Origin of the sequence: Phytoactinopolyspora limicola (assembly GCF_011320225.1) — a bacterium.
Classification (GTDB): Bacteria; Actinomycetota; Actinomycetes; order Jiangellales; family Jiangellaceae; genus Phytoactinopolyspora; species Phytoactinopolyspora limicola.
On sequence record NZ_JAAOEN010000007.1, the window covers coordinates 183,253 to 207,870 of the forward strand.

Consider the following 24,618-nt stretch of genomic DNA (forward strand, 5'->3'; position numbering starts at 1 on the left):
CCGGTTACCTGGGGCTTTTCCCTCCCGGTCCGTGTCCCAAAATCCAATGCACCCCCGGGACTGGGGAGGGTTGGTGTCTGGATCGATCTCCGCGACGTGGACGTTGACCCCGCGGTCCCGCAGCGCCCGGATGGTGTCCGGTGCCGCCCCGCCGTCGACGACCACGTCGTCGAACTCCGACAGCGGCGCCAGCTGGTGCAGGGCCGTGTTCCCGAGTTTGGTGTGGTCGATCAGCAGGACACTACGCCCGGCCGATCGCATCATGGCCCGCTTGACCAGCACGATCTCCTGTTCCTGGTGGAACGCGTGGCTGGTGGAGACGGCCGAGGTCGACGTGAAGAGCACGTCGGCCCGCAGAGACTCGATGGCCTCGATACATGGGACGCCGAGGAAGGAGTCATGGGTCGGGTAGTACTCCCCACCCAGCGACAGCAGCCGCATGCCCGGCACCTGGCTGACCGTCTTGATCACTTCAAGGAAGTTGGTGATGACCGTCAGCGGGGTGATATCCGGCAGCAGGTGGGCGAGTTCGAGAGTGGTGGTGGAGTCGTCGAGCATGACCGCCATCCCGGGCTCGATCATCACCCGGGCATACTGCGCGATGGCCGCTTTCTCCGCCTTGGCGGTGCGCAGCCGGAAGGCGACGTTGCTCTCGAAGACACTCGACGGTTGGGCGCTGACGCCACCGCGGAACTTACGCACCACACCCTGGCGTTCAAGCTCGTCGAGGTCGCGGTGCACGGTCATGAGGCTGACCCCGAACAACTCGGCCAGCCGGCTGGCCGATACCGACCCTTCGCGGAGCACGTAGTCGGCTATCTCACTCTGCCGGGTCGCCCGCGAGTTGCGTGCCGCCGCGGCGGGCTCAGGTGACTTGGACACCGGACACCTCTTCGTTCGGGACGGTGGATGGCGTTCGGTTGTAATACTGGAGCATCACCGGCTGGTCTGGGGAGAACAACAACCGGGTGGTCGCCACCGGATCCAGCCCGCGCAGCACCGTACGGTAGCGGCCCATCGGAACTCCCAGGTAACGGCAGACGATCAATCTGATGAGCGTGTTGTGACAGATCACCAGCACGTGCTCACCCGGGTGCCGGGCGGCGATATCGGTCAGCGCGGCCGTGGCCCGGTCGGCGGCCCGTTCGGGATGTTCACCACCTGGCAGATGGTGCTGAGCCGCGTCGGCCTCGAACAGCGCCACCACCTCGGGATGTGTCGTCCGCAGCTCGGCCAGCGTCGTCCCCTCGGCGGCACCGAAGTCCAACTCGACCAGCCGGGCGTCGGTGTGTACCGGCACCCCCAACACGTCGGCCACCGGCCGGGCGGTCTGGCGGGCTCGGCGCAGCGTGGACGCGTACAGCACGCTGGGACGTTCATGTGCGGCCCAGGCGGCCAGCTGGTTGGCCTGGCGGCGGCCGACATCGTCGATGTCGACGTCGCTGGACCCGGTGTATCGGTTGCCCTTATGCCACGGGGTGCGTCCGTGCCGGGCCAGAGTGACGATGGTCGAGCTGGTCATGGTGTGCTCCACTCCCTGTCTGCCACGTCGTGTTCGACGTAGCCCCGGTCGACGAGTTCGGCGACCAGCCGAACGTATCCGGCCGACAAACGCTCGTGGCCACCCGGACGTGGCTGGACCACGCCGCGGCGGGACACCATCCCGGCCGCTCGCGCCGTGACGGCGTCGTGTCGCGCGGAGGCCAGCACCGCCATGCCGAACGCTGGTTCGGGGGTGGCGGGCAGGACGAGTGGCCGGCCGAGCACGTCGGCGCGGAGCTGATTCCAGTACACGTTGCGGGTGCCGCCCCCGGTGATGGCGATGTCACCGCTGGTATCGGCGCCCAGCGCCGCCAGGTGCTCGAAGCACAGCCGCTCGACGAAGGCGACCCCTTGCAGCAGGGCGGCGAACCGTTCGCCCGGCCCGCCGGGGTCACCTGCCTGGAAGCGCACGGCGTCGGGCCGGACGAACGGGAACCGCTCACCCGGCGCCGTCAGCGGGTAGACCACCGCCGACGCCGGCTCGAATCCGCTGGCCGCGACGCTGAGCGCGTCGAGATCGGCGTCGGGGAACTCGTCGGCCAGCACCCCGGCGCCAACGTTCGAGGCACCGCCGGGCAACCAGCCACCATCCGGATGGCGATGACTGTAGACCGACCCGCCGGCCACGTCGATCAGCCGCTCCGACACCCCCTTGAGCACCAGGGTGGTGCCGAGCACCGAGTTCCACGACCCCGGCGAGAGGGCACCGGCCGCGATCTGCGCCGCACATCCGTCCGTCATGCCGGCGACGACGGGTGTTCCGGCCGGGATCCCGGTGTGCGCCGCTGCCCGCGGGGTCACCACCCCCAGCGGCGTGCCGGGCCGCACCACGTCGGGCAGGACGGCCGGATCCACCCCGGCCGCCTCCATCAGCTGGTGATCCCAACGGTCGTGCTGGAGGTCGTAGCCGGACTTCAGGGCGTGACTGTTGTCCGTGCAGACGCGGTGTCCGACGAGCGCGGCGGCGACGACATCGGCGCTGTGCGCGACGTATCTCACCGCCTTGTCGGGGTGGCGTCGCCGGAGCAGCCAGCCGATCTTCGGCAGCGCCCACGAGAGTTGTACGTCGGGTCCGCCGCCGTGGTGCACCGAGTTGTTGATCCGGGCCAGCTCGTCGACCGCGCGAGCGTCGTCGTACATCAGGGCCTGGCTCACGGCTGCGCCACTGGCGTCGGTGAGTGCGATGGTGCCCGACGTACTACAGATCGCCAGCGCGCCGACGGGACGGCGGATCACCGGTGGCGGCAGACTGGCGAACGCCTGCCGGGCCGCCTCGCCGATCGCGGCCCACCATTGCCTGGGGTCCTGCTCGTGGTGCCGGTCCGGTGCTGCGCTCCGCCGGCTCTCGAGGGCGGCCGCCCCCAGGGCCAGGACGGTGCCGCCGTCGTCGACGATCACCACCCGGACACTCTGCGTGCCCAGATCGATGCCGGCCCACAGCTGGTCACTCGCGGGATCCCCCACCACACCTCCGTCGTCGCAGCACCTGAATGCGGTCAATATAACAGCGATTGCTGTTATAACCACACAACCAACGCCCCCGACGCGCACTCCCGTAACCTTCCAGGCTGGCCTCATGGTGCACGGCTCGCCACCACATGGCGCTCATTAATGGGCGACGACGCTGGCCATCCACCCTGACCAGCGAGCTGCGGCAAGGCGTCGTACGACACCTGAGCGACGCCCGCCATTCATCTCGACATTAGGTTAAGTCTATCGCTCATTGATGTTAAGTCTGTTATGGTCATGGCCACGCCGCACCGAGCGGACCCACCAGGCAGTGGCCCTCGGCACGGAGCGACAAGGCCATTCGTCCATCTCGGGGAGGCACTTCGGTGGCATCTCGGACCGCGTCGACCACCACCGGGGCACCAGCGCCGCGACCGGACCCAGGCAGCACCCCTGGCTCGCCCCGGACGATCGACCGCCGGGCACAGCGCCGCCGCGGCTGGCGTCGGAACCGGGGCGAGTACGCCCTCTTCCTCCTGCTCCTGTCGCCCAACCTCTTGATCATCGCGACGTTCGAGTATTGGCCCGTCATCTACAACGCCTACCTGAGCATGACCCGATGGAACATGCTCTCCGGCGTACCTCAGTGGGTCGGCCTCGACAACTACCACACGCTGCTCAACAGCGAGACGTTCCACCAGGTCATGCGGAACACGCTGGCCTTCACCGGCACGGTCGTCATCGGCAGCGTCGTACTGGGGTTGGCTTTGGCGGTCCTGTTCAACCAGCGCCTCCACGGCCGTGGACTGGTGCGGACCGTTGCTTTCGCGCCACACATCGTCAGTGGGGCCGCCGTGGCCACCCTCTGGCTGTTCATCTTCGACCCCAACTACGGGTTGTCGCGTGTGGTGCTCAACCAGTTCGGCTTCGGTTCTCCCCGGTGGGTGACCGACAGTGATTGGGCGCTCGCCAGTCTGATCATCGTCTACCTCTGGAAGGGGGTGGGCTTCGTCGCCATCGTGTACCTCGCCGGCCTGCAGAGCCTGCCGGAAGAGCTGTACGAGGCGGCGAAGATCGACGGCGCCGGAGCGTGGACGACCTTCCGGCGGATCACCCTGCCCCTGCTGTCGCCAGTGACGTTCTTCGTCATGGTCATCACCATCATCGGCACGTTCCAGGCCTACGACATGATCGCGGTGTTGACCGGCGGTGGTCCAGGCAACGCCACCACCACTCTGTCTTGGTACATCTACGAACAAGGCTTCCAGGCGTTCGACGCCGGCCGGGCAGCGGCCAGCGCCATGATCCTCTTCATCATCCTGCTCATCGTGACCGGGCTGCAGACGAAGTTCGTCCAGCGCAGGGTCCACTACCAATGAGGAGAGTCGGCCACCACCATGAGCGAGCACACCACGTCCCGCGAGCCGACCACCGGGCAGCCGCCACGCCGGCGCTCCCCGGATCGGCCGGCGCTGACCAAGCGGGTATCGTCGCGACGCCGCCGGCTCAACGAGGACCCACTCGTGCGTCGCGTCCTGCTCTACGCTGCCCTCGTCTTCGTTGCCCTGCTGTTCGTCGGCCCGTTGTACTGGCTGTTCACGTCGGCCCTCAAAGAGCCCGGCGACATCTACCAGTATCCGCCGGAGTGGGTGCCCAGCAGCCCGCACGTGGAGAACTTCACCGAGGCGTGGCGCGCGGCACCGTTCGCGAACTTCTTCGTGAACTCGCTGATCGTCACCGCGGGTGGTGCGGCCATCAAGCTGATCAACGCCACCCTCACCGCCTACGCCTTCGTGTTCCTGCGGTTCCCGTTCAAGAACGTGATCTTCCTGGTGATGCTGGGCGCCTTGATGGTGCCCAACAACGTCACCCTGATCGTCAACTACATCACCGTGTCGAACCTCGGGTGGATCAACACCTACCTCGGGTTGATCATCCCGAGTGCCGGCTCGATCTTCGGGATGTTCCTGCTGCGGCAGTACATGATGACGTTGCCCAAGGACATCATCGAGGCGGCCCGCGTCGATGGTGCCGGACATCTACGCACTATGTGGCAGGTGGTCCTGCCCATGTGCAAACCCATGCTGGTCACCGTCGGCATCATCGCGGTCGTCGACATGTGGAACGACTTCATCTGGCCGCTGATCGTCACGAACACGGTCGAGATGCGCACCCTGCCCATCGGCCTGCTCTACCTCAGGACTACCGAGGGTTACGCCAACTGGGGCGCGATCATGGCGGGCACCGTCATGGTAGCGCTGCCCATGCTCATCCTGTTCCTCTTCGCTCAGCGGCATATCGTCCGCGGCCTCACCGGCGGCGCGGTCAAGGGATGAGCGCCTACGCAAGCACCCACTTCCATCGAATCCTCCCGAAAGGACGTGCTGGATAATGCGATACCGCACCGCTCAGCGCCCGTTGACCGGACGCCGGCACAGCCGGCGCGATTTCCTCGGCCTCGCCGCGGCCGCCGGCATCAGCGTGCCGCTGCTCAGCTCCTGCGCCGGAGGCGTCGGCGGCGATGACGACGATTCCGGCGGCGGGATGGGCCAGGTCGACGTCAACCCGCCCAGCCAGTACCGCGACCGCGAGTACAACGTCGTCATGTGGAGCGCCATGGGCGGCGTCAACGGCGAGGCGCTCGACGCACTCGTCGAGAAGTTCAACGAGTCGCAGGACGATATCTACGCCGAGGTCCAGTTCCAGGGTCCGTACCACGAGTCCGCACCCAAGCTGACCGCCGCGCTACAGGCTGGGAGCATCCCCGACATCGCCATGCTGGCCGACACGTTCTGGGGCCGGTTCTTGCTCAACGACGTTCTGGAACCGCTCAACGGGTACCTGACCGACGACTTCAACCGGGACCACTACGTCGAGACATTGTTCGACGAAGGCCTGGTGGGCGACGAGCTGTACTGGCTCTCGTTCGGCCGCAGCACCCCGCTGTTCTATTACAACAAGGACCTGTTCGCCGAGGCCGGCCTGCCCGACCGTGGCCCGGAGACCTGGACCGAGCTGCGCGAATGGGGTGCTGAACTGTCACGGCTCACGGTGGAGGGACAGTCGCTGAAGACCCACGCGTTCACCCGCGACGACGACTGGCAGTTCATGGCGGCTGCCTGGCAGTTCGGCGGCCGGCTGTCCGACGGGCTCGACGTCACCATCAACGACGGTGGCGCGGTCGAGGCGGCCGAATGGCAGAAGCGGTTCGTCTTCGAGGACGAACTCGGATACATGGCGCAGAGCTCGGCGACCGACTTCGGCGCCGGTGTCGTGGCTACAGCCATGACGTCCACCGGTGCTCTGCGCGGGATCTACGAAAACGCCCGGTTCGAGGTGGGCGCCGACTTCCTGCCCGCCGAGGTGCAGCGCGGCGTGCCAACCGGCGGTATGGGGTTCTCCATCCTCAAAGGGGCGTCGCAAGAGCGCAAGGATGCCTCCTTCGAGCTGCTCAAGTTCCTCGGCCAGCCGGCCAACGCCGCCGAGTGGACGCTGGCCACGGGGTACTTGCCGATCATCAAGGCCGCTATGGACGAGCCGGAGCTGGCGCAGAGGATCGCCGAAGACCCCAATTACAGCATCGCCATCGACCAGCTTCCCGAAGCTGAACCCAGCGACGCGATCCGCTCCTACCTACCGAACGGGACCGACCTCATCATCGGTGGCATCCAGCGTGTGTACGGCAACCGCAGTGAAGCCGTGCAGGACGTGTTCGACCAGGTCGCCGACGAGTTGCGGGCCGGCGCGGACAACATCCGGGACAGCTACGACCGCTACTTCGGCTAGCCCCTCCCCCTCCCCCCTCCCCATGATCATGAACACTTTGCCGTGCTATCGCACGGCAAAGTGTTCATGATCATGGGTGCGAATCAGGAGTGTGAATGGACTTCGTCAACTGTGGGCATCGCGGAGCGATGGCGGTAGCCCCCGAGAACACCATGGTGTCGTTCCAGCTCGCCGCCGAACTCGGCGCCAACGAGGTAGAGCTGGACCTCCGACTGTCCAAGGATGGCGTACTCGTGGTGGTGCACGACGCCACCGTAGAGCGCACCACCAACGGTGCCGGTGCGGTAGCCGACCTCACCTATGCCGAGTTGCGTTCTCTTGACGCTGGAGACGGGCAGCCGATCCCGACGTTCGAGGAAGTACTCGACGGCACCACGGTCGCGCTACAAGCGGAGATCAAAGCACCTGAGGCGGTCGACCCGCTCGTCGCGCTGCTAAACCGCCGCCCGCGGGATGCCGCCCGCGTCTCGCCGTGCTCTTTCGACCCCGACGTGGTGGCCGAGCTAGCCCGCCGGCGCCCGTCGAACCTCGTTGGCTGGATTGGTCGAGAAGCGTCACCGGCCGCGGTACACCGGGCCCGGACACTGGGCGCCGGCCGGATTCTGTTCGGCTGGCCGGGAATGGACGACGATCTAGTAGGGCTGGCCAGAGAGCTAGACCTGCACGTCAACGTGTGGCCGGTGAACACGCCGGACCAGGTCCATGCCGCGGCGGCGCTGGGTGTCGACGGATTCACGACGGATCAGCCGTCACTGCTGTTCGACACCGGATACACCATCCGCGACGGCCGCCTGGCACCGAAGGCGAGCTAACTGCCCGGCCACTAGTGGCCCACCCAGGCCACTAGCTTGATCATGTGCGAGTTACACCCCGCAGGGTGGGGGTAACTCGCACATGATCATGACCAGGCGCTCAACCGGCCCCGGCCCTTATCGGAGGGTGTCCTTGTAGAAGATGGTGCACAAGCGGTCGTCGGCCGGGTCCGCCGTCAGACTGGTCCCGAAGGCGAACCCGAGTCGAGCGCTCGACAGCCGGCCCGGCTCGGCCAGCCACACACCCATACCCTCTGGCTCACGCCGGTGCAGTTCGTGCCCGTCGATAGTGCGAACTCGCTGCTCTACCTCACCGGTACGCCAGTTGACCCTGGTCAGGTGCGCGTTGCCTTTGCCTTCCGGTGGGTTGGTGTCGCTGTAGATCTGCCCGTCGAGCAGGTAGAGGTACTGCCCGAACGTCGCGTATCCCTGGAAGACGGTGCCACTGAGAACCCCTGGCTGGGCCACGTCGGCGATCGGTGTATACGACGAGCGTTCTTGTCGGACGTGGCTCAGCCGGAATAGCCCATATCGGAACAGGCCGTCCCTGCGATAGCGCATGACCAGCGTCTTGTACACCGGGTCGACGTTGACCGTCGTCCGGTCCACACCCGGCAGGAGTTCCCGGCGCTGAAGGCCGGCGGTGGCGTCGGCATCGATGACCTGACCATCGTGGAACGGAAACCGCACCAGCCTGGTGCCCCAGCCGTTGGCGCCCTCCGTCACCGCGTCGATCTCGGTCCACAGATGGACGTGTGGGCCGATGCGCTCGACCCCGATGGCCACGCCGTGACCGAACCGCTTCAGGTACATGTGGCCGAGCAGGGTGCCGTTCATGTCGAGCTTGCTCAGGGTCAGGTCGCCGCGGGCGGCGCGCCGCGCATACGCCTCGTCGCCAGGTTCGTCACCGGGCAGCGTCGTCCCGGCCTGGGTGACCTGCACGACGTAGACATGCCCACCGATGCTGTCCACCGCGAACGACTGCATGATGGTGCGATAGTCGCGTAACCGCTGGTTGACGAACAACGGTTGGCCGGGCGTGTCCAGCTCGAACCACCTCGACGACGGCGGCCTGGGTAGCACCGCGGAGGCCGCCCCTGCCGCGGCCGTACTCCCGACTGCCCCCAGGCCGAAGCCGGCAGCCACGGCCCCGCCACCCCACTGGAAGAGTCGCCTGCGGCTCACGGCGTCGGAGTGGCTGCTCCCCGGGGGAAGGTTGCGGGTGTGGGGACGGTGTGACTGCTGTGTCATGTTCCCTCCTCGACATGCGGCCCGAGGGCAGTGTTAACAATGTTCCGTTAACTTAACAGCAAATTTAGTTAAGCGACAAGATCCCCATCATGAACTCTTGGTGGCGTTTGACTGGACGAGCCACCCAGCTGACTGCCCGCAGAACCAGACACCCGCGTCGAACAGGCGTAACACGCCAGCGACGTTCCGCTTCGGAGTGCCGGCGGACTGATCAGAGTGCTACCCAAAGTTATCGACGAGGTGTTACAACCGGCCGCTGTACCACCTGACGGCACGTTCCAGCCGGTGCACGACGCTTAGGGCAACAAGGATCAGCCCCGACGGATCGAGTTGACCCGCCAAGCGAGCGATGGCGCCTCGACCATGACCGACCAATGATGACGACGGCCCTGGCCGGGTGCGACACCAGCGAACGTGTCGCACCCGGCCAGGGCCGTGGAACCGGTCAACTCCGCCGCGTCGGTCAACTCCGCCGCGTCGGTCAACTCCGCCGCGTCGGTCAACTCCGCCGCGTCGGTCAACTCCGCCGCGTCGGTCGACTCCGCCGCGTCGGTCAACTCCGCCGCGTCGGTCAACTCCGCCGCGTCGTCTCGCTCAGCTCAACTACGCGAGTCGTCACCTACCGGCACTCGGCGTCTCGCCGCGGGATAGCGGATCCGCTCCACCATCTCGGACAACTCTCTCGACGGCGGCGCGGTCAGCTTCGACACCACGATCGCCACGGAGAAGTTCACCAATGCGCCGATGGTGCCGATACCCTCCGGACTGATGTTGAGGATGTGCTCGTTGGCCGACGTTCCGAAGACTTCGAGCGTGTACACCATGTAGGTGATGGTCAGTGCCAGCCCGGCGATCATGCCGGAGGCCGCACCCACCGCGTTGCATCTCTTCCAGAAGATCCCCAACACCAACGCGGGGAAGAAACTCGCGGCCGCGAGGCCGAAGGCGAAGGCGACCACTTGTGCCACGAACGCCGGCGGGTTCATTCCGGCCACCACGGCCACCACTACGGCACCGGCCATCGCGATCCGGCCGACCAGGAGCCGCTCGCGATCGTTGGCGGTCTTGCGGATCCGCCGGAAGTAGAAGTCGTGTGACACCGACGACGAGATGACCAGCAGCAGCCCGGCGGCCGTGGACATCGCCGCCGCCATTCCCCCGGCGGCCACCAGACCCACAATCGGCGCTGGTAGGCCGGCGATCTCCGGCGAGGCCAGCACCAGGATGTCGTTGTTCACCACTAGGTCGGCTCCGGACGCTGCGTTGTTGCCGACCGATGTGATCACGTCGACGTCGTCGCCGATGGTCACCAGGCCCGTGGCGGCCCAGTTCTCGATCCATTGCGGAAGTTCCGACACCGGCGTGTTCCGTACACCCTCGAGGAGGTTGAACTTGGTGAAGGCACCAACCGCCGGAGCTGTGGTGTACAGCAACGCGATGAAGAACAGCGCCCAGAAGGCCGAGTATCTGGAACCACGGACGGTTTTCGTCGTGTAGAACCGGATGATCACGTGTGGCAGACCGGCCGTGCCGATCATCAGCGCCATCGTCACCATGAAGATGTCCACCTGCGGCCGCTCGGTGAACGCCTGCGTGTACTCGTTCATCCCGAGTTCGGTGCCGAGTGAGTTCAGCGCGTCGAGCACCTGCCCGAAGGACACCTGTGGAACTGGTACCCCGGTGATCGTCTGCGCCACCGCGACCGCCGGGATCAGGTAGGCGGTGATCAGCACGGTGTATTGGGCTACCTGGGTCCACGTGATGCCTTTCATCCCACCCAGTACGGCGTAGATGAAGATGATCGCCGCGGCGATCATCACACCGCCGTTGAGGCCGATGTTGAGGAAGCGGCTGAAGACGATGCCGCCACCGTTCATCTGCCCGACCACATACGTGAACGAGATGATGATGGCCGCGCCGGCCGAGATGGTCCGGACCAGCTCCGAGTACCGGTCGCCTACGAACTCCGGGACCGTGTACTTGCCCCACTTGCGCAGGTACGGCGCTAGGAGCAGGGCCAGCAGTACATAACCGCCGGTCCATCCCATCAGGTAGATGGATCCGTCGGAGCCGAGGAACGCGATGAGCCCGGCCATCGAGATAAACGATGCCGCCGACATCCAGTCGGCCGCGACGGCCGCACCGTTCGCCACGGTCGGGATGCCGTGTCCGGCGACGTAGAAGCCCTCGGTCTCCTTCACCCGGCTGCGCCAGGCGATGAAGATGTAGGTTCCGAAGGACAGCGCGATGAAAACCGTGGTCCATGCCTGGATGTCGCTCACCGCTGCCCTCCGTCCCGAGAGTCCCCACCGGCGTCCGGACCAGCGTCAGCATCGGCGCCCGGCCCATCGTCGTCAGTCTCACTGACCCCGAACTGCCGGTCCAAGCGGTCCATGCGCAGCGCGTAGACGAGGATCAGAACGACGAACGTGTAAATGGACCCTTGCTGTGCGAACCAGAAGCCCAGCGGGTAGTCGAAGAAGGTGATCTCGTTCAGCTGCTCGACGAACAGGATCCCGCAGCCGAACGAGACGGCGAACCAGATCACGAGGAGCACGGCCATCAGGCGTAGGTTGCGCCGCCAGTACTCACGTCTCCAGTCGTCCGACGGCGGCGGGCTTTCCTGCCGGGTCGTGTCGGTTTGGGTCACGCCCGCTCCCTTCATGTCGGCCACATCCCGCCGTCCCGCCCGTGATCGTCAGCGGCTTCCTGTCCCCCACCCCGGTGATCGTCGGCGGATCTGCGTCGCTATAGCGACCGGAAACGGCTAACGATCACCGGGGGTGGGGGCGGGATTGCGGCAACGATCACGGCGGATGCGGGTCGGGCATTCAACGGTGGATCAACGAACCCACCTCGAGACACCCAAGGACAAGACCCACCCACACGAGTGGCGGGTTTCGGCTTCCGAGCGGTCGCACCAACGGCGATGTCAGCCGTGGTGGACCCCGCCGGCACCGCTCGGGCGCCGATTCTCGCCGCTCGGACGTCCCCGCCGACCTCTGGCGAACCAGCGCTGCCAGTGGTCGCCGCAACCGCGTTACACTCCGGAAACACCCAATTCACCAGGGCGTTTCTCATCAGAGGCGGTGCCTCTTGGTCTCGGCCTTCGCCCACCGCGTAGGTACGGACCGGGATCTCGAGAACCCAGGAGGTCACGCATGGCAACGACCGCTCATCCGACCACCACCGTCGGTCGCCGCCGCGTCCTGCACGTGGGCAGCGCCGGCATGATCCTCGGGGGCCTGCTCGTAGCCGTCGGGTCGTTGCTGCCCTGGGTGGCCACACCGGCCGGCAGCCTCTCCGGGGTGGCCGGCGGCGGGTTGTGGACCCTGTGCGCGGGCATGATCGCGATCGCCGGGGCGCTGCTCCCCTTCCGCCGCCTGGCACTGGCCCATGCCGCGCTACCAGGCATCATCGCGGCCGGCATCGTGGGATGGCAGCTCGTCCGGCTGGCGGAGTTGAGCGCGGTCACCGGCAGTTGGGGCAAACTCCTGCCTGGTGTCGGCCTCGTCATGGTGGGTGGTGGTGCGGTGTTCCTGCTCCGCTCGGCCTTTCGGATCCGCTCGGCAGGCGTGGCGACCACCCCTTAGAGTGCCAGCGTGGCACTGCGCTGGAGGTCGTTCAGCCGCGGCCGCGCTGCACGGCGCGCCGGGCGCTCAGATCCGCACGGGCAAACCCCCGCCCCGGACCCATGGGTGTTCGACTCCCCCGACGAGTACGACATGCCTGCCGAGGTGGACGCGAGCGTACGCACCCTTCGGCGCGTGGCCATCGCCCACTTCGCGGTCTTCCTGGGGGCGGTGCTGCTGGTCCCGCTTCTCACGGTGGCCCTCGACTGGTGGTCCGAAGGACGGCTGTTCGGCGGGATGAGCCCTAACTTCGCGATGGCGGCGTTCGGTCTCTACCTGTTCTTCTTCGTCGTCGCCGTCGCCGCGGCACGCTTGTCGAACGCCATCGAGCATCGCATGCTCGGGGGCTCCTCCGCCCAGAACGTCGAGGAGCCGCGATGACCGTCAGCGTGCTCATGCTCGTTGGTCTGCTGGTCGCGGTGCTCGCCGTCGGGGTGTTCATCCAGCCCCGCCGGGCCTCCACGCTGGACTTCTACCTGGCCGGCCAGCAGGTTGGTGTGGTGACGAACGCCTGCGCCATCTGCGGTGACTATTTCTCGGCGGCGTCGTTCCTCGGGGTAGCCGCCGCCGTCTACGTGTCGGGGTTGGACGGCGTCTGGTACGCCACCGGATTCGCCGCCGGCTTCATCCCGGTCCTCCTCTTCGTCGCGGCACCGCTGCGTCGATTCGGTGAGTTCTCGATCCCCGACTTCCTCGCCCGGCGGCTCCAGTCGGAGCGGGTCCGGCTCACCGCCGTGACCGTCGTCCAGCTGATCATTCTGTCGTATCTGGTCCCGCAGGCGGTCGGCAGCGGTATCACGTGGGAGTTGCTGGTCGGCACCGGCATCGCCGGCCTCTCGCCCTACGCCACCGGGGTGCTGGTGTCCACCACTCTCATCACCGCCCTGGTGACACTCGGTGGTATGCGCGGTACGACGTGGACCCAGGCGGTGCAGTTCCTGCTTCTCCTCGCGGCCTTCGTCTGGCTCACCGTCGCCGTACTCGGCTCCGGCTTCGACTATCCCGACGCGGTCTCCGAGCTGAGCAGGGAACCGCTGACCAACCCGGACATCGTCGACGGCGTTTGGCAGCTCGAAGGTGATGCCAACCGACTACACCCGGACCAGCCGGTCTACTTCGGCGAGCCAGGCGGCCGGTTCGGCCACCTCGGCCAGTTCGCGTTGATCATGACACTCGTGATGGGCACCGCCGGGCTGCCACACATCATGAACCGCTATTTCACCAGCCCCACCGGCACCGCCGCCCGGATGACGACGGTGTGGGTGCTCGGCCTGGCCGGCCTGTTCTACGCCCTGGCAGTGCTGCTCGGCACCGCCGCCCGGGCGCTGATCCCGCAGGCCGTGCCAGACCATCCGTGGCTCGACAACCTCACCGTCGACGGAGTACTGCGCGTCCCCGAACACGCGCTGCTGGTGTTGGGCCGGATCTACGGTGGCGACGCCGGACTCGGCTTCATCGCCACCGGCGCCCTGATCGCCGTGTTGTCCACCATCGCCGGGCTGCTGCTGGCGTCCGCGGCATCGTGGGGCCACGACGTCTACGAACGGCACATCAATCCCCGTGCCACCCAGCGTCAAGCGATCTGGGCCGGCCGTGCCGCCGTACTTGTCGTCGCGGTGTTGTCCGCGCTGATAGCACTCGGGCTACGCCCGGATTCCATGGCCGCTCTGCTCCCCTCCATCGTGGCCACCATGGTCACCTGGGCTTTCGCCCTGGCCGGATCGGCGTTGACGCCCGTGTTCATTCTCTCGATCTGGTGGCGCGGCACCACGGCACCCGGCGCCGTCGCCGGAATGATCACTGGTGCAACCGTCGCCATCACCCTGTTCGCTACCGGTACTGTCTCCGGTGGACAGGGCTTCGGAGAACTGATGCTCACCCCGACCATCATCGCGGCTCCGCTGGCCACACTGGTCACCGTCGTCGTCTCCCGTCGCACCAACACCCCACTCGATCTGGAGCAGCTGTGGCTGCGGCTCCATGGCACCGCGGCGGACCGGCAGGCCGAACGGCTGGCCCGGCTCACCATCGCCGGCATCACCACCCGGGCCGGAAGCCGGCGGGAAGGGTCACGATGAGCAACGGCAGCCTGCCCCTCGCCGGCGCGGTCTCCTTCACCTGGGGCCTGGTCTACCTGGTCACGCAGGTCATCGCCGACCCGTCGCTGGGAATGGGACCTACGTTGGTGCTCGGGGTCGGCCTGACGGTGGTATTAACCGTTGGCTACCCCTCGGCCCTGCGGGGGCTCCGCAGCACAAGGCGGCAGCCCGGCCGGCACGGCACCACCATCGCCGCGGTGGGTGGGTCGATCCCGTTGCGGTCCGGGCTGACGGCCGAGGCCGCGCGGCGCACGGCACAGCTGTTGCACCCGCTGCTCGGCGGCGACTCCGTGGCCATCACCGACCAACACCAGGTGCTGGCGTTCGTCGGCCCCGGCTCCGATCACCACACCGTCGGCGATCCTCCTCAGACGGAGTCGTCGGCGCGCGTCCTGGCCAGCGGAAAAACCGTCGTCGTCCGGCAACGCGTCAAACTCGGCTGCCCCCATCCCGGCTGCCCGTTGCAGACCGCCGTCGTCGCACCACTCGCGAACGGCAAACGCGTCGTCGGCACCCTCAAGGTTTACCGCCTCGACGACAACCCACCACACCGCAGCCTGGTCGAGGGACTGGCCGGCATCCTGTCGCTGCATCTGGAGCTGGCCGAGTTCGACCGCGAACGCAAACTCGCCGTCGACGCCAAACTCGACGCGCTCCGGGCGCAGATCAATCCACATTTCCTGTTCAACACGCTGAACACCATCACGTCCAAGGCGCGCACGCATCCGGAGGAAGCCCGGCAACTGCTGCTGCGGCTGTCCGACTTCTTCCGCTACGCGGTCCGGCAGGACGGTCACTTCGCGGAGTTCAGCCAGGAGTACTTCTTCGTCCGCACGTATCTCTCGCTCGAACAAGCTCGATACGGCGAACGGCTGCGGGTCCGCTACGACGTCGACCCCCAGGTCCTCACCGCACACGTACCCGTCCTCACCATCCAGCCGCTGGTCGAGAACGCCGTCAAACACGGGCTGGCGGCCAAGGTCGACGGCGGCACGGTGACCCTCAGAGCCCGAGTGGACCCGCTGACTCGCACCACCACCATCCGGGTAGCCGACGACGGCGTAGGCATGACCAGGGACGTCCTCGCCGAACTCACCAACGGCGAATGCACGAAGGGCGGTATTGGCCTGCCCAACATCTCCGAGCGGTTGGCGGCCCTGTACGGTGACCGTTACCGTCTCGACATCCAATCCGATGAAGACACGGGAACGGTCGTCGACCTGCGGATTCCGTTGGGGTGATGCGATGCGTGCGCGATGCCTGATCGTCGACGACGAAGCCCCGGCCCGGGCCGAGTTACGCTACCTGCTCACCCAGTTCGACCACGTCCAAGTCGTGGGCGAAGCCACCAATGCCGAAGAGGCCCTCACCCTGCTCCGTTCCATCAGCTACGACGTGGTGCTCCTCGACATCCGGCTTCCTGGCGGCACCGGGCTGGAGGTCGCCGAGACGCTGCGGGCGGCGCCGAGCCCACCCAAGGTCATCTTCACCACCGCCTATCCGGACTACGCCGTCGAGGCGTTCGACCTCGAAGCCGCCGACTACCTGGTTAAACCGTTCGACGCCGAACGGCTCGGCCGCGCTCTCGACCGTGCGCTGTCGGCCGGCCCGGACGACGAGGCCCTCCCCGCCGCACCCACGCCGCCCGAGCCGCGCACCTCCGACCCGCTGGGCCGCATTCCCGTGCAGCAAGGCGACCGGACCGTACTCGTCGACGAGGCGACGATCATCTACGCCACCGCGGCCCGCGGGTACTCGTACCTCCAGTTGGCCACCGACCGGGTGCTGGTCAGCTTCTCGCTGAACGAGCTGGAGCGGCGGCTCGGCCGATACTTCTTCCGTGCGCACCGCTCCCACCTGGTCAACCTCGACCACGTTCGCGAGCTGATCCCCGACTTCAAGGGTGCTCTGGTGCTGGTCATGGACGACCACCGGCGCAGCCGGGTCGAGGTGTCGCGCCGCAAGACCCGCGAACTGCGCCGCCTGCTCGGCATGTGAGCGGCCGGGGTCGGCCGAGCGGTATCAGTTGTCGGCCAGCCGGGCCTGCACGTGCGCGTCGCTAAGATTCTCAGTAGGGCGGGAGACGATCCACTGGTAACCGTAGGGATCCTTGACCCGGCCCTGGCGGTAACCATAAGCCATGTCGCCGACGGGGAACACCTCGCTGCCGCCGGCATCAAGGACGGCCTGGGCCACAGCGTCGGGGTCGTCGACGTTGAGCGTCAAGATGATCGCCGACCCGCCAAGGGTGGTGGCGGCCGCGTCGTAGCTGTCCTCGTCTTTGACGTTGATGGTGCTGGCGCCGATCCGTAGTTCGGCGTAGACCACCGTGCCATCGCCGGCGGTGTAGCGGGTGATCAGCTCGGCGCCGAGGGCCTTGCGGTAGAACTCGATGGCCTCGTCGGCACCGCGGATCACGAGTTTGGGTACAACCGTTGCTTCAGTCATGCCTCCAGCATGCGCCGGGGGTGCGTCGCCGCGATTGGAATTTCTTGCCGCCGTCGCCAACGGTGGCGGGTTCTACCGGCCAGAGCAGGGAAAACCCTCCACCGTCGACCCTGAAAAACCTCCACCGTTGAGCCCACCCCGCGTCAGTCGGAGATGGGCACGTGGTTGGGTTCGGTTACCGAGCGAGGCTCGTAGGCCCCGGGGGTGATGCCGACGAGGCTGCGGAACTCGTTGATCAGGTGAGCTTGGTCGAAGTAGCCGTGCCGCGCAGCGACGTCAGCCCAGTCGATAGCCGCGTCGCGCCCGTAGCCCGGCTCGCCGATCCGACCAGCCGGCTCGCCGATCCGACCAGCCGGCTCGCCGATCCGACCAGCCGGCGCCGATGCGGAGACCTCACCGAGGACCCGCTGCAGCCGCATCACCCGGGCGAACGGCTTGGGGTTGAGCCCGACGGTGGCCCGGAAGCGGCGGCTGAACGTCGACGGCAGGAAACCTAGCTGGTCGGCGACGGCCTGCACGGGTGTGCCCCGCCGCAGCGCCTGGACACCGAAGTCCAGTGCGGGGTCCGGGGGTGACCCGGGCGCGGCCCGCATGAGGTCGGGCCGGATGACCCGTCGCAGTAGTAGCCGCTCCAGGGTGGACATCATGGCCGCCGGGGACGGTTGCTCGAGCAGCCGTTCCCGCAGCGTGCTGCCGTCGCGCCCCCACAACACGTCGAGTCCGATCACCGGCTCGGCCAGCGTGTCGGCGGGTGGGTGGAAGAACGGGACCGCACCGCCGGCGCGGAACGATACGCCGAGGCAGTGGCGTTGTTCGGCGGCGTCGATCCGCACCGGCCGGGCGAGTGGTCCGCAGAGTCCGGCGCCGTTCGAGATACTCGGGTGGCGCGCGCCCTCGTCATACCAGTGAATGGTGTCGGCGGCAAGGTTGATCACGATCTGCATCGTGCCGTTGGGCACGGCGCGTTCCAGGCCGGCCAAGGCTGGCTCGTCGACATACCAGATGGCGTCGACGAACGCAGCGAGGTCGGCTACCGGCGGGCGCGATGTGAACACCACACGTCCGAGCCTACCCACGTGGGGCCAATCCCGCCCCGCGCACGCCGCCGCACCGCCCGGTGATCGTTGCTGGAAATCCGGCAACGATCACCGAGGCGAGTGTCGTGAACCCGGGCGGAAGGTCAGCGAGCGGCGGTGCCCTCGGTGTAGTCGTCGTCGGACTTCACCCAGCTCATGAGCTTGCGCAGCTCACGGCCGGTGGCCTCGATCGGGTGGACCTCACCTTCGGCGCGCAGCCGCTTGAACTCTGGTGCGCCCGCGTCCTGGTCGGCGATGAAACCCGCCGCCCACGAGCCGTCCTGGATGGCGGTCAAGGCGTCCCGCATCCGCTGCTTAACCGACTCGTCGATCACCTTCGGGCCGGTGGTGTAGTCACCGTACTCCGCGGTGTCGGAGACGGACCAGCGCTGCTTGGCGATGCCACCCTCGTACATGAGGTCGACGATCAGCTTCAGCTCATGCAGCACCTCGAAGTAGGCGACCTCCGGCTGGTAGCCCGCCTCGGTCATCACCTCGAAGCCGCTCTGGATCAGCCGCGACACACCACCACACAGCACCGTCTGCTCACCGAACAGGTCGGTCTCGGTCTCCTCGGTGAAGGTGGTCTTGATACCGCCCGCACGGAGTCCGCCGATCGCCTTGGCGTAGGCGAGGGTCAGCGGCCAGGCACCACCCGTCGCGTCCTGCTCCACGGCCACGAGCACCGGTACCCCGCGGCCGTCGACGAACTCACGACGCACCAGGTGGCCGGGGCCCTTCGGCGCGACCATGGCGACGTCGACACCGGCCGGCGGCTTCACGTAACCGAACCGGATGTTGAAGCCGTGGCCGAAGAACAGGGCGTCGCCGTCCTGCAGGTTGGGTTCGACGTCGTCGGAGTAGATGTGCCGCTGGACGTGGTCCGGTGCCAGGATCATGATCAGGTCGGCTTCGGCGGCTGCCTCGGCCGGGGTGACCACCCGCAGGCCTTCTTCTTCGGCCTTCGCCCGGCTCTTGGAGCCCTCTTTCAGGCCGACGCGGACGTCGACGCCCGAATCCCGCAGGCTCAACGCGTGTGCGTGCCCCTGGCTGCCGTAGCCGATGACGGCGACCACCCGCCCCTGAATCACGGAAAGGTCGGCGTCATTGTCGTAGAACATCTCAGCCACTGTGGGCTTCTCCTTCACTCTCTGTGCGCCCCCATGATCATGAACACTTATCCGGGTGATAACACGGATAAGTGTTCATGATCATGGGGAGGCATGATCATCTGGCTGGGTGGTCAGGCGGTGCGATCGAGGCGGTCCAGCGGGCGCAAGGTGCGATCGGTGATGGAACGCGCACCGCGGCCCACCGCCACCACGCCGGATTGTACGAGTTCGCGGATTCCGTAGGGTTCGAGGACCCGCAACAGCGCGTCCAGCTTGTCGGGCGATCCCGTGGCTTCGATGGTCACCGCATCGGCAGCGACGTCGATCACCTTCGCCCGGAACAGCTCCACGGTCTGCAGGATGTGCGGGCGGGTCTCGTTGTCCGTACGCACCTTGAGCAGCAGCAGCTCCCGCTGCACCGACTGCGTCGGTTCCAACTCCACGATCTTGATGACGTTGACGAGTTTGTTGAGTTGTTTCGTGACCTGCTCCAGTGGAGAGTCTTCGACGTCGACGACGACGGTCATCCGCGACACCGCCGGATACTCCGTTGGACCAACCGCCAGCGAGTCGATGTTGAAACCGCGCCGCGAGAACAGCGACGCGATCCGCGCCAGCACGCCGGGTTTGTTCTCGACCAGCACCGACAACGTATGCTTGCTCACTCTTCTTCGCTCCTGTCCCAGTCCGGCGCCATACCTTTGGCGATCTGGATCTCGTCGTTGCTGGTTCCGGCGGCCACCATCGGCCACACCATCGCATCGCGGTGCACCCCGAAGTCGACCACCACCGGGCGGTCGTCAACGGCCATCGCCTTCTCGATGGTGGCGTCGACGTCGTCGGCCTTGTCGCAGCGCAGCCCGACACAGCCGTAGGCCTCGGCAAGTTTGGCGAAGTCGGGGATGCGCTGGCTGTGCAGGTCGGTGTTGGAGTAACGCTTGTTGTAGAACAGCGTCTGCCACTGCCGGACCATCCCGAGGCTAGCGTTGTTGATCACCGCCACCTTGATCGGGATACCTTCGATGGCGCAGGTGGCCAGCTCCTGATTGGTCATCTGGAAGCAGCCGTCGCCGTCGATCGCCCACACGGTGGAATCCGGCTTGCCGACCTTGGCCCCCATCGCCGCCGGGACCGCGAACCCCATGGTGCCGAGCCCGCCGGAGTTCAGCCAGGTGCCGGGTTTCTCGTACGAGATGAACTGCGACGCCCACATCTGGTGCTGGCCGACACCAGCGACGTAAAGCGCGTCCGGTCCGGCGATCTTGCCGAGACGATCGATGACGTGTTGCGGGGCCAACTCGTCGCCCTCCGGTGCGGTGAACCCCAACGGGTACCGGTCGAGCCACTGGTTGAGCTGGCTCCACCACCCGGCGTGATCACCCTGCCGGCCCGCGGTGTGCTCCGCGCGCACGGCGGTGATCAAGTCGGAGATCACCTCTTTGCAGTCGCCGACGATCGGCACGTCGGCCACTCGGTTCTTGGAGATCTCCGCTGGGTCGATGTCGGCGTGTACGACGGTGGCCCCGGGGGCGAACGACGACAGCTTGCCGGTCACGCGGTCGTCGAACCGGGCACCAAGTGCGATGATGAGATCCGACTTCTGCAGCGACGTAACCGCCGCCACCGTGCCGTGCATACCCGGCATACCCAGGTGCTGGGGGTGGCTGTCCGGGAAAGCGCCCCGCGCGGTGAGCGTCGTGACCACCGGCAGCCCGGCCAGCTCAGCCAGCTCACGCAGCTCGGCCCAGGCGCGGGCCCGCAGCACACCACCGCCGACGTACAGGACGGGGCGCTTCGAGGTGACGATGAGCCGGGCCGCCTCGCGGATCTGCTTGGCATGCGGCCGGGTGGTGGGGTGGTACCCGGGCATGTCCAGCATGGCCGGCCAGTCGAATGTGGTGGTCATCTGCATGGCGTCTTTGGCCACGTCGACGAGCACCGGGCCGGGCCGGCCGGTCGAGGCGATATGGAACGCTTCGGCCACCGTGCGCGGGATCTCCGCCGGATCGGTGACCAGGTAGTTGTGTTTGGTGATCGGCATGGTGATGCCGCGGATGTCGGCTTCTTGGAAGGCATCGGTACCGATGGCGGCGGTAGCCACCTGGCCGGTGATCGCCACCATAGGCACGGAATCCATGTACGCGTCGGCGATCGGGGTGACCAGGTTGGTGGCGCCTGGCCCGGACGTAGCGATACACACCCCGACCTTCCCGGTGGCCAGTGCATACCCTTCGGCGGCATGCCCCGCTCCCTGCTCGTGCCGGACGAGGATGTGCCGGATCTGCTGGGAGTCGAAGATGGGATCATAGGCGGGGAGGATCGCCCCACCTGGGATGCCGAATACGGTGTCGACGCCGGCTTCCTCAAGCGAGCGGATCAGGCTCGCCGCACCAGTCATCGTCGTCGCGTCGTCGCGTCGTTCCTGCACCATGTGGGCCTCTTCTGCCTCGTCGTCCCCTACTTGACCTGCGTTCCGGCATTCCCGTGACAACAAAAAACCCCTCGGCCCGAGGGCTCACGAGGGGTAGCGCGCCGACGATGTGTCGTCGAACGCGCTAAGGAAGTACGAGAATGTCGTATCGCACGGAAGTACCGTGACCTACCGTGGTGGTCCGCGTCAAGCACATCGCGCAGATATCTCACCATCCGGACCTTGGGTCCGCATATTGAACTACGACGGCTGTCGTGGCTGGTCAGCTGCGGTGAGCCTGATCTACCTGCGCACAGAGTGGAGTTAGTGCGTGATCGGAGTGCCATCAGTGTCGCCAGAACAACACCTCCGCCGCTCCAACGCTGCACCGACTCCACTCCTTTCACCAACACCACTCCATTCGCCAACTCCAACCCCCAGGGCGCAGCCACAAGGAAGCTTGCTGCAACCGCACCCTCGCCATAAGGAAGCTTGTGGTTGCCTGGACGACAGTAAGGAAGCTTGCTGCAACGCCGGTCTAGCCATAAGGAAGCTTGCTGCCGCTCGACCGCCACGGCATGCCGACCGGCCGTCGTGAACGTGAGCTTCGGCGATTCGCGGCTGGGCCGTTCCGCGATGTTCCCGTAGCGGGCCGGTCACATTTGCGGGCTCCCAGTTGTCAAAGAGCTGACCGACCACAACCCCACGGCGTGGATTGGATGCCGTGGGCCACCCACGATTCGGAGGATCGATCGATGCCCGCACGGATGGAGAATCCGGCAACGCTAGTGTGTCGCGCCGGAGATCCGCGTCTGAAGTTGGTGGTCAGGTGGATGCATCGCAAGGCGCCGGAGGAGGTCGATGTGGTGCATCGATCGACGACGGCAACGCAGCGAGGCGCCGCCTGGGCACTAAATTCAGACGCACGGATCTCCCGGCGCGACACACTAGTTCCCGACGCCCTGCCCGCGCTCGCCGCGATCAATGAGGCGCTCCAGAAGGTCCGGCCCGCAACGTCGTCGATAATGGACGCACAACCCGGAAGATGTGATCGATGAACCACCAGGAATGGCTCGCCCGGCTGGGGTCAACCGGGTAACCCGGCTACCGCGAGGGCTACTCACTCGATCAGCAGCCGGATTCGGCTTGCCCGGAGCTGCCCCGGACGTCGTCGTGTCAGCATGCTGGCCGACGCCACCACCCCTAAGCCGGCTACGAACACCCACGCCGTCCAGCCAGATCCGTCGTGCAACGGCCACGCCCACCACGCATACTCCCGATCTCCGGCGGCCGTCACGGTGGCCCCAAAGGCGGCGCAGCCCAGCGGCACCAGCATCACCGCCAGGTTTGCCAGTACCGGCCCAACCACCCGCGCCACCAGGACGCCGACGGCGATATACCCCATGGTGTTGCGGACCACCATCAACGATTCCGCCGACGGCACCCATGCCATGGTGATGACGGCCGCCACGATCTGGCTGAACACGACAACACCCAACAGGGCTAGGTCGTACGCCGGCGGCGTGCGCACCGCGATCGCTTCCTGATCCGGCTCACCGCGGGTCATATTCCACTGAGCCAGCCACGCCACTAGACACGGCGCCAAGACGGAGAGCGGCAAGGGGAAGTCCACACCGGACAGTGCCCTCGGCACACCGACCGTTGCCGACGCCAGCACCCCGGCCGTCACCACCACCAGGACCGCCACGACGACCGTCAGCCACCAGCGGCGCGCGGCCAGGTACCACCTCACTCGTCCCGCTCCGGCGTGTTCACGGCGGCCTGGTCGGCGGCCTGCGCCGGGTCAGCGAAGCCGCACGCCGAGAGGACGTCCAGCTCGCTCCGATACCAGTTCAGCTGCTCCGGCGGTGCCATGTGCTCGTGTACTGCCCGGCTCTGCCGGAGAGCGTCGACGGGAATGACGGACTCGACGCCGGCATCGCTGACACCCACCGTGAGGTGCAGCCAGCCGGCCACCCGATCCTCGGTGTCGAAGAACACGTCGGTGACGCCGTTCTCACACACCACACTGGGCATCAGGTGTGCGGCCACCGTCGCCCGCACTCGGTCGGGGTCGAGCCCGGTCACGTCGAAACTGAGCGGATCTAACTCAGGTGGATATTCGAGCCCGGCCGCGTCTAGCCGCTCCAACGGCTCGGCTGCCCACACCCGCACATCATCGGCCACCCGATGCTGCTCCGGCCAGATACACAGCTCTGGTTCAGCGTCGTAGCAGCTAGCGTCCGCCATCGGTCGCGGTTGCGTCGGCGTCCAGTCCATCGGGGCGACGAGACGTACTGCGACGACGCCCGAGACGGCCAGTGGCAGCACGGCCACGATCCGCCAGGCCGGGCGGAGTAAAGCGAACCCAACCACCGCTACCAGCGCCGCGCCGTAGAACAGCACGGGCGCCCACAACGCCGCCGGGTCCGGAACCTCGTCCAACCAGCAGCAGGTGTCCAGGCCGGTGCCGACGATATGCCGGAGCCAGACCGGCTCCATGGCCGGTGGCATCGCACCCAGCAGGTACGAGCCGATGGCGACGAGCGGCACGGCCATCACCACCGGCAACAGCCGTCCGACGACATACCCCACGGCCGTGTGGGCCGCGAGCAGCAGGATGAAGACACCAACGATCCTCGGCTCCGGCCCGCCCGGTGTGCCACCGGGAGGCAGATAGAGCCACAACGACAGGCCGAGGGCGGCCAGACCTAGCAGACCAACCGGCCAGCACACATTCAGCATCAGGCGGATCGGAGAGCGGACGGGAATGCCGACAGCGCGCTCCAGGCGACGGCTGCGAAATCCGTCCCAGGCCGCACATACCGCGCAGGCCGGCGCCACAAAGATCATCAGCAAGACGCCGGCAGCAGTTGCCGAGACCCAGTACCGGTCGTCCACCGGTGGACTGTCAGCAGCGTAGACAGCGATGAAGATGGCTACGACGGGCAATGCCCACGGCGCCCACGAACCTCGCAACACAACCCCGACCGGCGGCACC

Annotated in this window: 23 protein-coding genes; 9 read left to right on the forward strand and 14 right to left on the reverse strand. The window is 66.8% G+C overall.

All coding sequences use genetic code 11. From position 1 onward, the window contains the following. From G8760_RS17950 to G8760_RS17960, 3 genes are all read right to left on the reverse strand, one after another. Positions 1–882 (reverse strand): DeoR/GlpR family DNA-binding transcription regulator (locus G8760_RS17950; RefSeq protein WP_207782470.1); only part of this gene is annotated, 882 nt, incomplete at its 3' end. Then, positions 866–1,522 carry a histidine phosphatase family protein gene (locus G8760_RS17955; RefSeq protein WP_166353697.1) on the reverse strand — a complete coding sequence of 219 codons (657 nt, stop codon included), beginning with the start codon at positions 1,520–1,522 and terminating at the stop codon, positions 866–868. The genes G8760_RS17955 and G8760_RS17950, both read right to left, overlap by 17 nt. Further along, positions 1,519–3,006, reverse strand: a complete 1,488-nt coding sequence (locus tag G8760_RS17960) for an FGGY-family carbohydrate kinase (protein WP_207782471.1) — start codon at positions 3,004–3,006, stop codon at positions 1,519–1,521. The genes G8760_RS17955 and G8760_RS17960 overlap by 4 nt, the downstream gene beginning before the upstream one ends. Before the next feature lie 371 nt (positions 3,007–3,377). Between G8760_RS17960 and G8760_RS17965 the strand changes: the two genes are divergently transcribed. The 4 genes from G8760_RS17965 (at position 3,378) to G8760_RS17980 (ending at position 7,589) form a co-directional block, all read left to right on the forward strand. Beyond that, positions 3,378–4,370, forward strand: coding sequence for a carbohydrate ABC transporter permease (locus G8760_RS17965; RefSeq protein ID WP_207782472.1), 993 nt, complete (start codon positions 3,378–3,380; stop codon positions 4,368–4,370). Between the two features lie 18 nt (positions 4,371–4,388). Next, complete coding sequence (locus G8760_RS17970) at positions 4,389–5,327, forward strand: carbohydrate ABC transporter permease (protein ID WP_166353701.1); 939 nt, start codon at positions 4,389–4,391, stop codon at positions 5,325–5,327. Between the two features lie 55 nt (positions 5,328–5,382). After that, positions 5,383–6,777 carry an ABC transporter substrate-binding protein gene (locus G8760_RS17975; RefSeq protein WP_166353703.1) on the forward strand — a complete coding sequence of 465 codons (1,395 nt, stop codon included), beginning with the start codon at positions 5,383–5,385 and terminating at the stop codon, positions 6,775–6,777. Positions 6,778–6,872: 95 nt separating this feature from the next. Beyond that, positions 6,873–7,589, forward strand: coding sequence for a glycerophosphodiester phosphodiesterase (locus G8760_RS17980; protein ID WP_166353706.1), 717 nt, complete (start codon positions 6,873–6,875; stop codon positions 7,587–7,589). Between the two features lie 117 nt (positions 7,590–7,706). Here G8760_RS17980 and G8760_RS17985 read toward each other — a convergent pair whose 3' ends face one another. The 4 genes from G8760_RS17985 to G8760_RS18000 form a co-directional block, all read right to left on the reverse strand. Next, the gene (locus G8760_RS17985) at positions 7,707–8,840 is read right to left on the reverse strand and encodes a phage baseplate protein (RefSeq protein WP_166353708.1); all 1,134 of its coding nucleotides are present in this window, start codon (positions 8,838–8,840) and stop codon (positions 7,707–7,709) included. Positions 8,841–9,151: 311 nt separating this feature from the next. After that, on the reverse strand, positions 9,152–9,415 hold the full coding sequence (locus tag G8760_RS17990; protein WP_166353710.1) for a hypothetical protein: 264 nt from the start codon (positions 9,413–9,415) through the stop codon (positions 9,152–9,154). A 24-nt stretch (positions 9,416–9,439) separates the two neighbouring features. Beyond that, a complete protein-coding gene (locus tag G8760_RS17995; protein WP_166353713.1) occupies positions 9,440–11,122 on the reverse strand; it encodes a sodium:solute symporter family protein in 1,683 nt (560 codons plus the stop codon). Beyond that, positions 11,119–11,505, reverse strand: coding sequence for a sodium/substrate symporter small subunit (locus G8760_RS18000; RefSeq protein ID WP_166353715.1), 387 nt, complete (start codon positions 11,503–11,505; stop codon positions 11,119–11,121). The genes G8760_RS17995 and G8760_RS18000 overlap by 4 nt, the downstream gene beginning before the upstream one ends. 496 nt (positions 11,506–12,001) lie before the next feature. Here G8760_RS18000 and G8760_RS18005 point away from each other — a divergent pair, with 496 nt between their 5' ends. From G8760_RS18005 to G8760_RS18025, 5 genes are read left to right on the forward strand one after another with little or no spacing between them, the layout of a single operon-like run. Continuing rightward, complete coding sequence (locus G8760_RS18005) at positions 12,002–12,433, forward strand: hypothetical protein (protein WP_166353718.1); 432 nt, start codon at positions 12,002–12,004, stop codon at positions 12,431–12,433. A gap of 9 nt (positions 12,434–12,442) precedes the next feature. Beyond that, on the forward strand, positions 12,443–12,853 hold the full coding sequence (locus G8760_RS18010; protein WP_207782473.1) for a hypothetical protein: 411 nt from the start codon (positions 12,443–12,445) through the stop codon (positions 12,851–12,853). Beyond that, positions 12,850–14,550 carry a solute symporter family protein gene (locus G8760_RS18015; RefSeq protein ID WP_166353720.1) on the forward strand — a complete coding sequence of 567 codons (1,701 nt, stop codon included), beginning with the start codon at positions 12,850–12,852 and terminating at the stop codon, positions 14,548–14,550. The genes G8760_RS18010 and G8760_RS18015 overlap by 4 nt, the downstream gene beginning before the upstream one ends. Then, positions 14,547–15,812: a histidine kinase gene (locus G8760_RS18020; protein WP_166353723.1), complete on the forward strand. Its 1,266-nt coding sequence runs from the start codon at positions 14,547–14,549 to the stop codon at positions 15,810–15,812. The genes G8760_RS18015 and G8760_RS18020 overlap by 4 nt, the downstream gene beginning before the upstream one ends. Positions 15,813–15,816: 4 nt before the next feature. Beyond that, positions 15,817–16,569, forward strand: a complete 753-nt coding sequence (locus G8760_RS18025) for a LytR/AlgR family response regulator transcription factor (RefSeq protein ID WP_166353726.1) — start codon at positions 15,817–15,819, stop codon at positions 16,567–16,569. A 24-nt stretch (positions 16,570–16,593) separates the two neighbouring features. Here G8760_RS18025 and G8760_RS18030 read toward each other — a convergent pair whose 3' ends face one another. The 7 genes from G8760_RS18030 to G8760_RS18060 form a co-directional block, all read right to left on the reverse strand. Then, positions 16,594–17,019, reverse strand: coding sequence for a VOC family protein (locus G8760_RS18030; protein WP_207782474.1), 426 nt, complete (start codon positions 17,017–17,019; stop codon positions 16,594–16,596). A gap of 143 nt (positions 17,020–17,162) precedes the next feature. Next, positions 17,163–18,077, reverse strand: coding sequence for a DUF6597 domain-containing transcriptional factor (locus G8760_RS18035; RefSeq protein ID WP_166353729.1), 915 nt, complete (start codon positions 18,075–18,077; stop codon positions 17,163–17,165). Positions 18,078–18,199: 122 nt separating this feature from the next. Continuing rightward, entirely contained in the window at positions 18,200–19,216 is a 1,017-nt protein-coding gene (gene ilvC / locus G8760_RS18040) for a ketol-acid reductoisomerase (protein WP_166353732.1), read from the reverse strand. Between the two features lie 122 nt (positions 19,217–19,338). After that, positions 19,339–19,872, reverse strand: coding sequence for an acetolactate synthase small subunit (gene ilvN, locus G8760_RS18045; protein WP_166353734.1), 534 nt, complete (start codon positions 19,870–19,872; stop codon positions 19,339–19,341). Then, a complete protein-coding gene (locus G8760_RS18050) occupies positions 19,869–21,701 on the reverse strand; it encodes an acetolactate synthase large subunit (protein ID WP_343074420.1) in 1,833 nt (610 codons plus the stop codon). The genes ilvN and G8760_RS18050 overlap by 4 nt, the downstream gene beginning before the upstream one ends. A 1,036-nt stretch (positions 21,702–22,737) precedes the next feature. Next, on the reverse strand, positions 22,738–23,370 hold the full coding sequence (locus G8760_RS18055) for a hypothetical protein (RefSeq protein WP_166353739.1): 633 nt from the start codon (positions 23,368–23,370) through the stop codon (positions 22,738–22,740). Beyond that, entirely contained in the window at positions 23,367–24,617 is a 1,251-nt protein-coding gene (locus tag G8760_RS18060; RefSeq protein WP_166353742.1) for a DUF7224 domain-containing protein, read from the reverse strand. The genes G8760_RS18055 and G8760_RS18060 overlap by 4 nt, the downstream gene beginning before the upstream one ends. Between the last annotated feature and the right edge of the window lies 1 nt (position 24,618).

Excerpts from the sequence above, each read along its gene's own strand:
- G8760_RS17955 (WP_166353697.1), bottom strand. The coding sequence starts at position 1,522 with ATGACCAGCTCGACCATCGTCACTCTGGCCCGGCACGGACGCACCCCG.
- G8760_RS17970 (WP_166353701.1), top strand. The coding sequence starts at position 4,389 with ATGAGCGAGCACACCACGTCCCGCGAGCCGACCACCGGGCAGCCGCCA.
- G8760_RS17975 (WP_166353703.1), top strand. The coding sequence starts at position 5,383 with ATGCGATACCGCACCGCTCAGCGCCCGTTGACCGGACGCCGGCACAGC.
- G8760_RS17980 (WP_166353706.1), top strand. The coding sequence starts at position 6,873 with ATGGACTTCGTCAACTGTGGGCATCGCGGAGCGATGGCGGTAGCCCCC.
- G8760_RS17985 (WP_166353708.1), bottom strand. The coding sequence starts at position 8,840 with ATGACACAGCAGTCACACCGTCCCCACACCCGCAACCTTCCCCCGGGG.
- G8760_RS18000 (WP_166353715.1), bottom strand. The coding sequence starts at position 11,505 with ATGAAGGGAGCGGGCGTGACCCAAACCGACACGACCCGGCAGGAAAGC.
- G8760_RS18005 (WP_166353718.1), top strand. The coding sequence starts at position 12,002 with ATGGCAACGACCGCTCATCCGACCACCACCGTCGGTCGCCGCCGCGTC.
- G8760_RS18015 (WP_166353720.1), top strand. The coding sequence starts at position 12,850 with ATGACCGTCAGCGTGCTCATGCTCGTTGGTCTGCTGGTCGCGGTGCTC.
- G8760_RS18020 (WP_166353723.1), top strand. The coding sequence starts at position 14,547 with ATGAGCAACGGCAGCCTGCCCCTCGCCGGCGCGGTCTCCTTCACCTGG.
- G8760_RS18025 (WP_166353726.1), top strand. The coding sequence starts at position 15,817 with ATGCGTGCGCGATGCCTGATCGTCGACGACGAAGCCCCGGCCCGGGCC.
- G8760_RS18030 (WP_207782474.1), bottom strand. The coding sequence starts at position 17,019 with ATGACTGAAGCAACGGTTGTACCCAAACTCGTGATCCGCGGTGCCGAC.
- ilvC (WP_166353732.1), bottom strand. The coding sequence starts at position 19,216 with ATGTTCTACGACAATGACGCCGACCTTTCCGTGATTCAGGGGCGGGTG.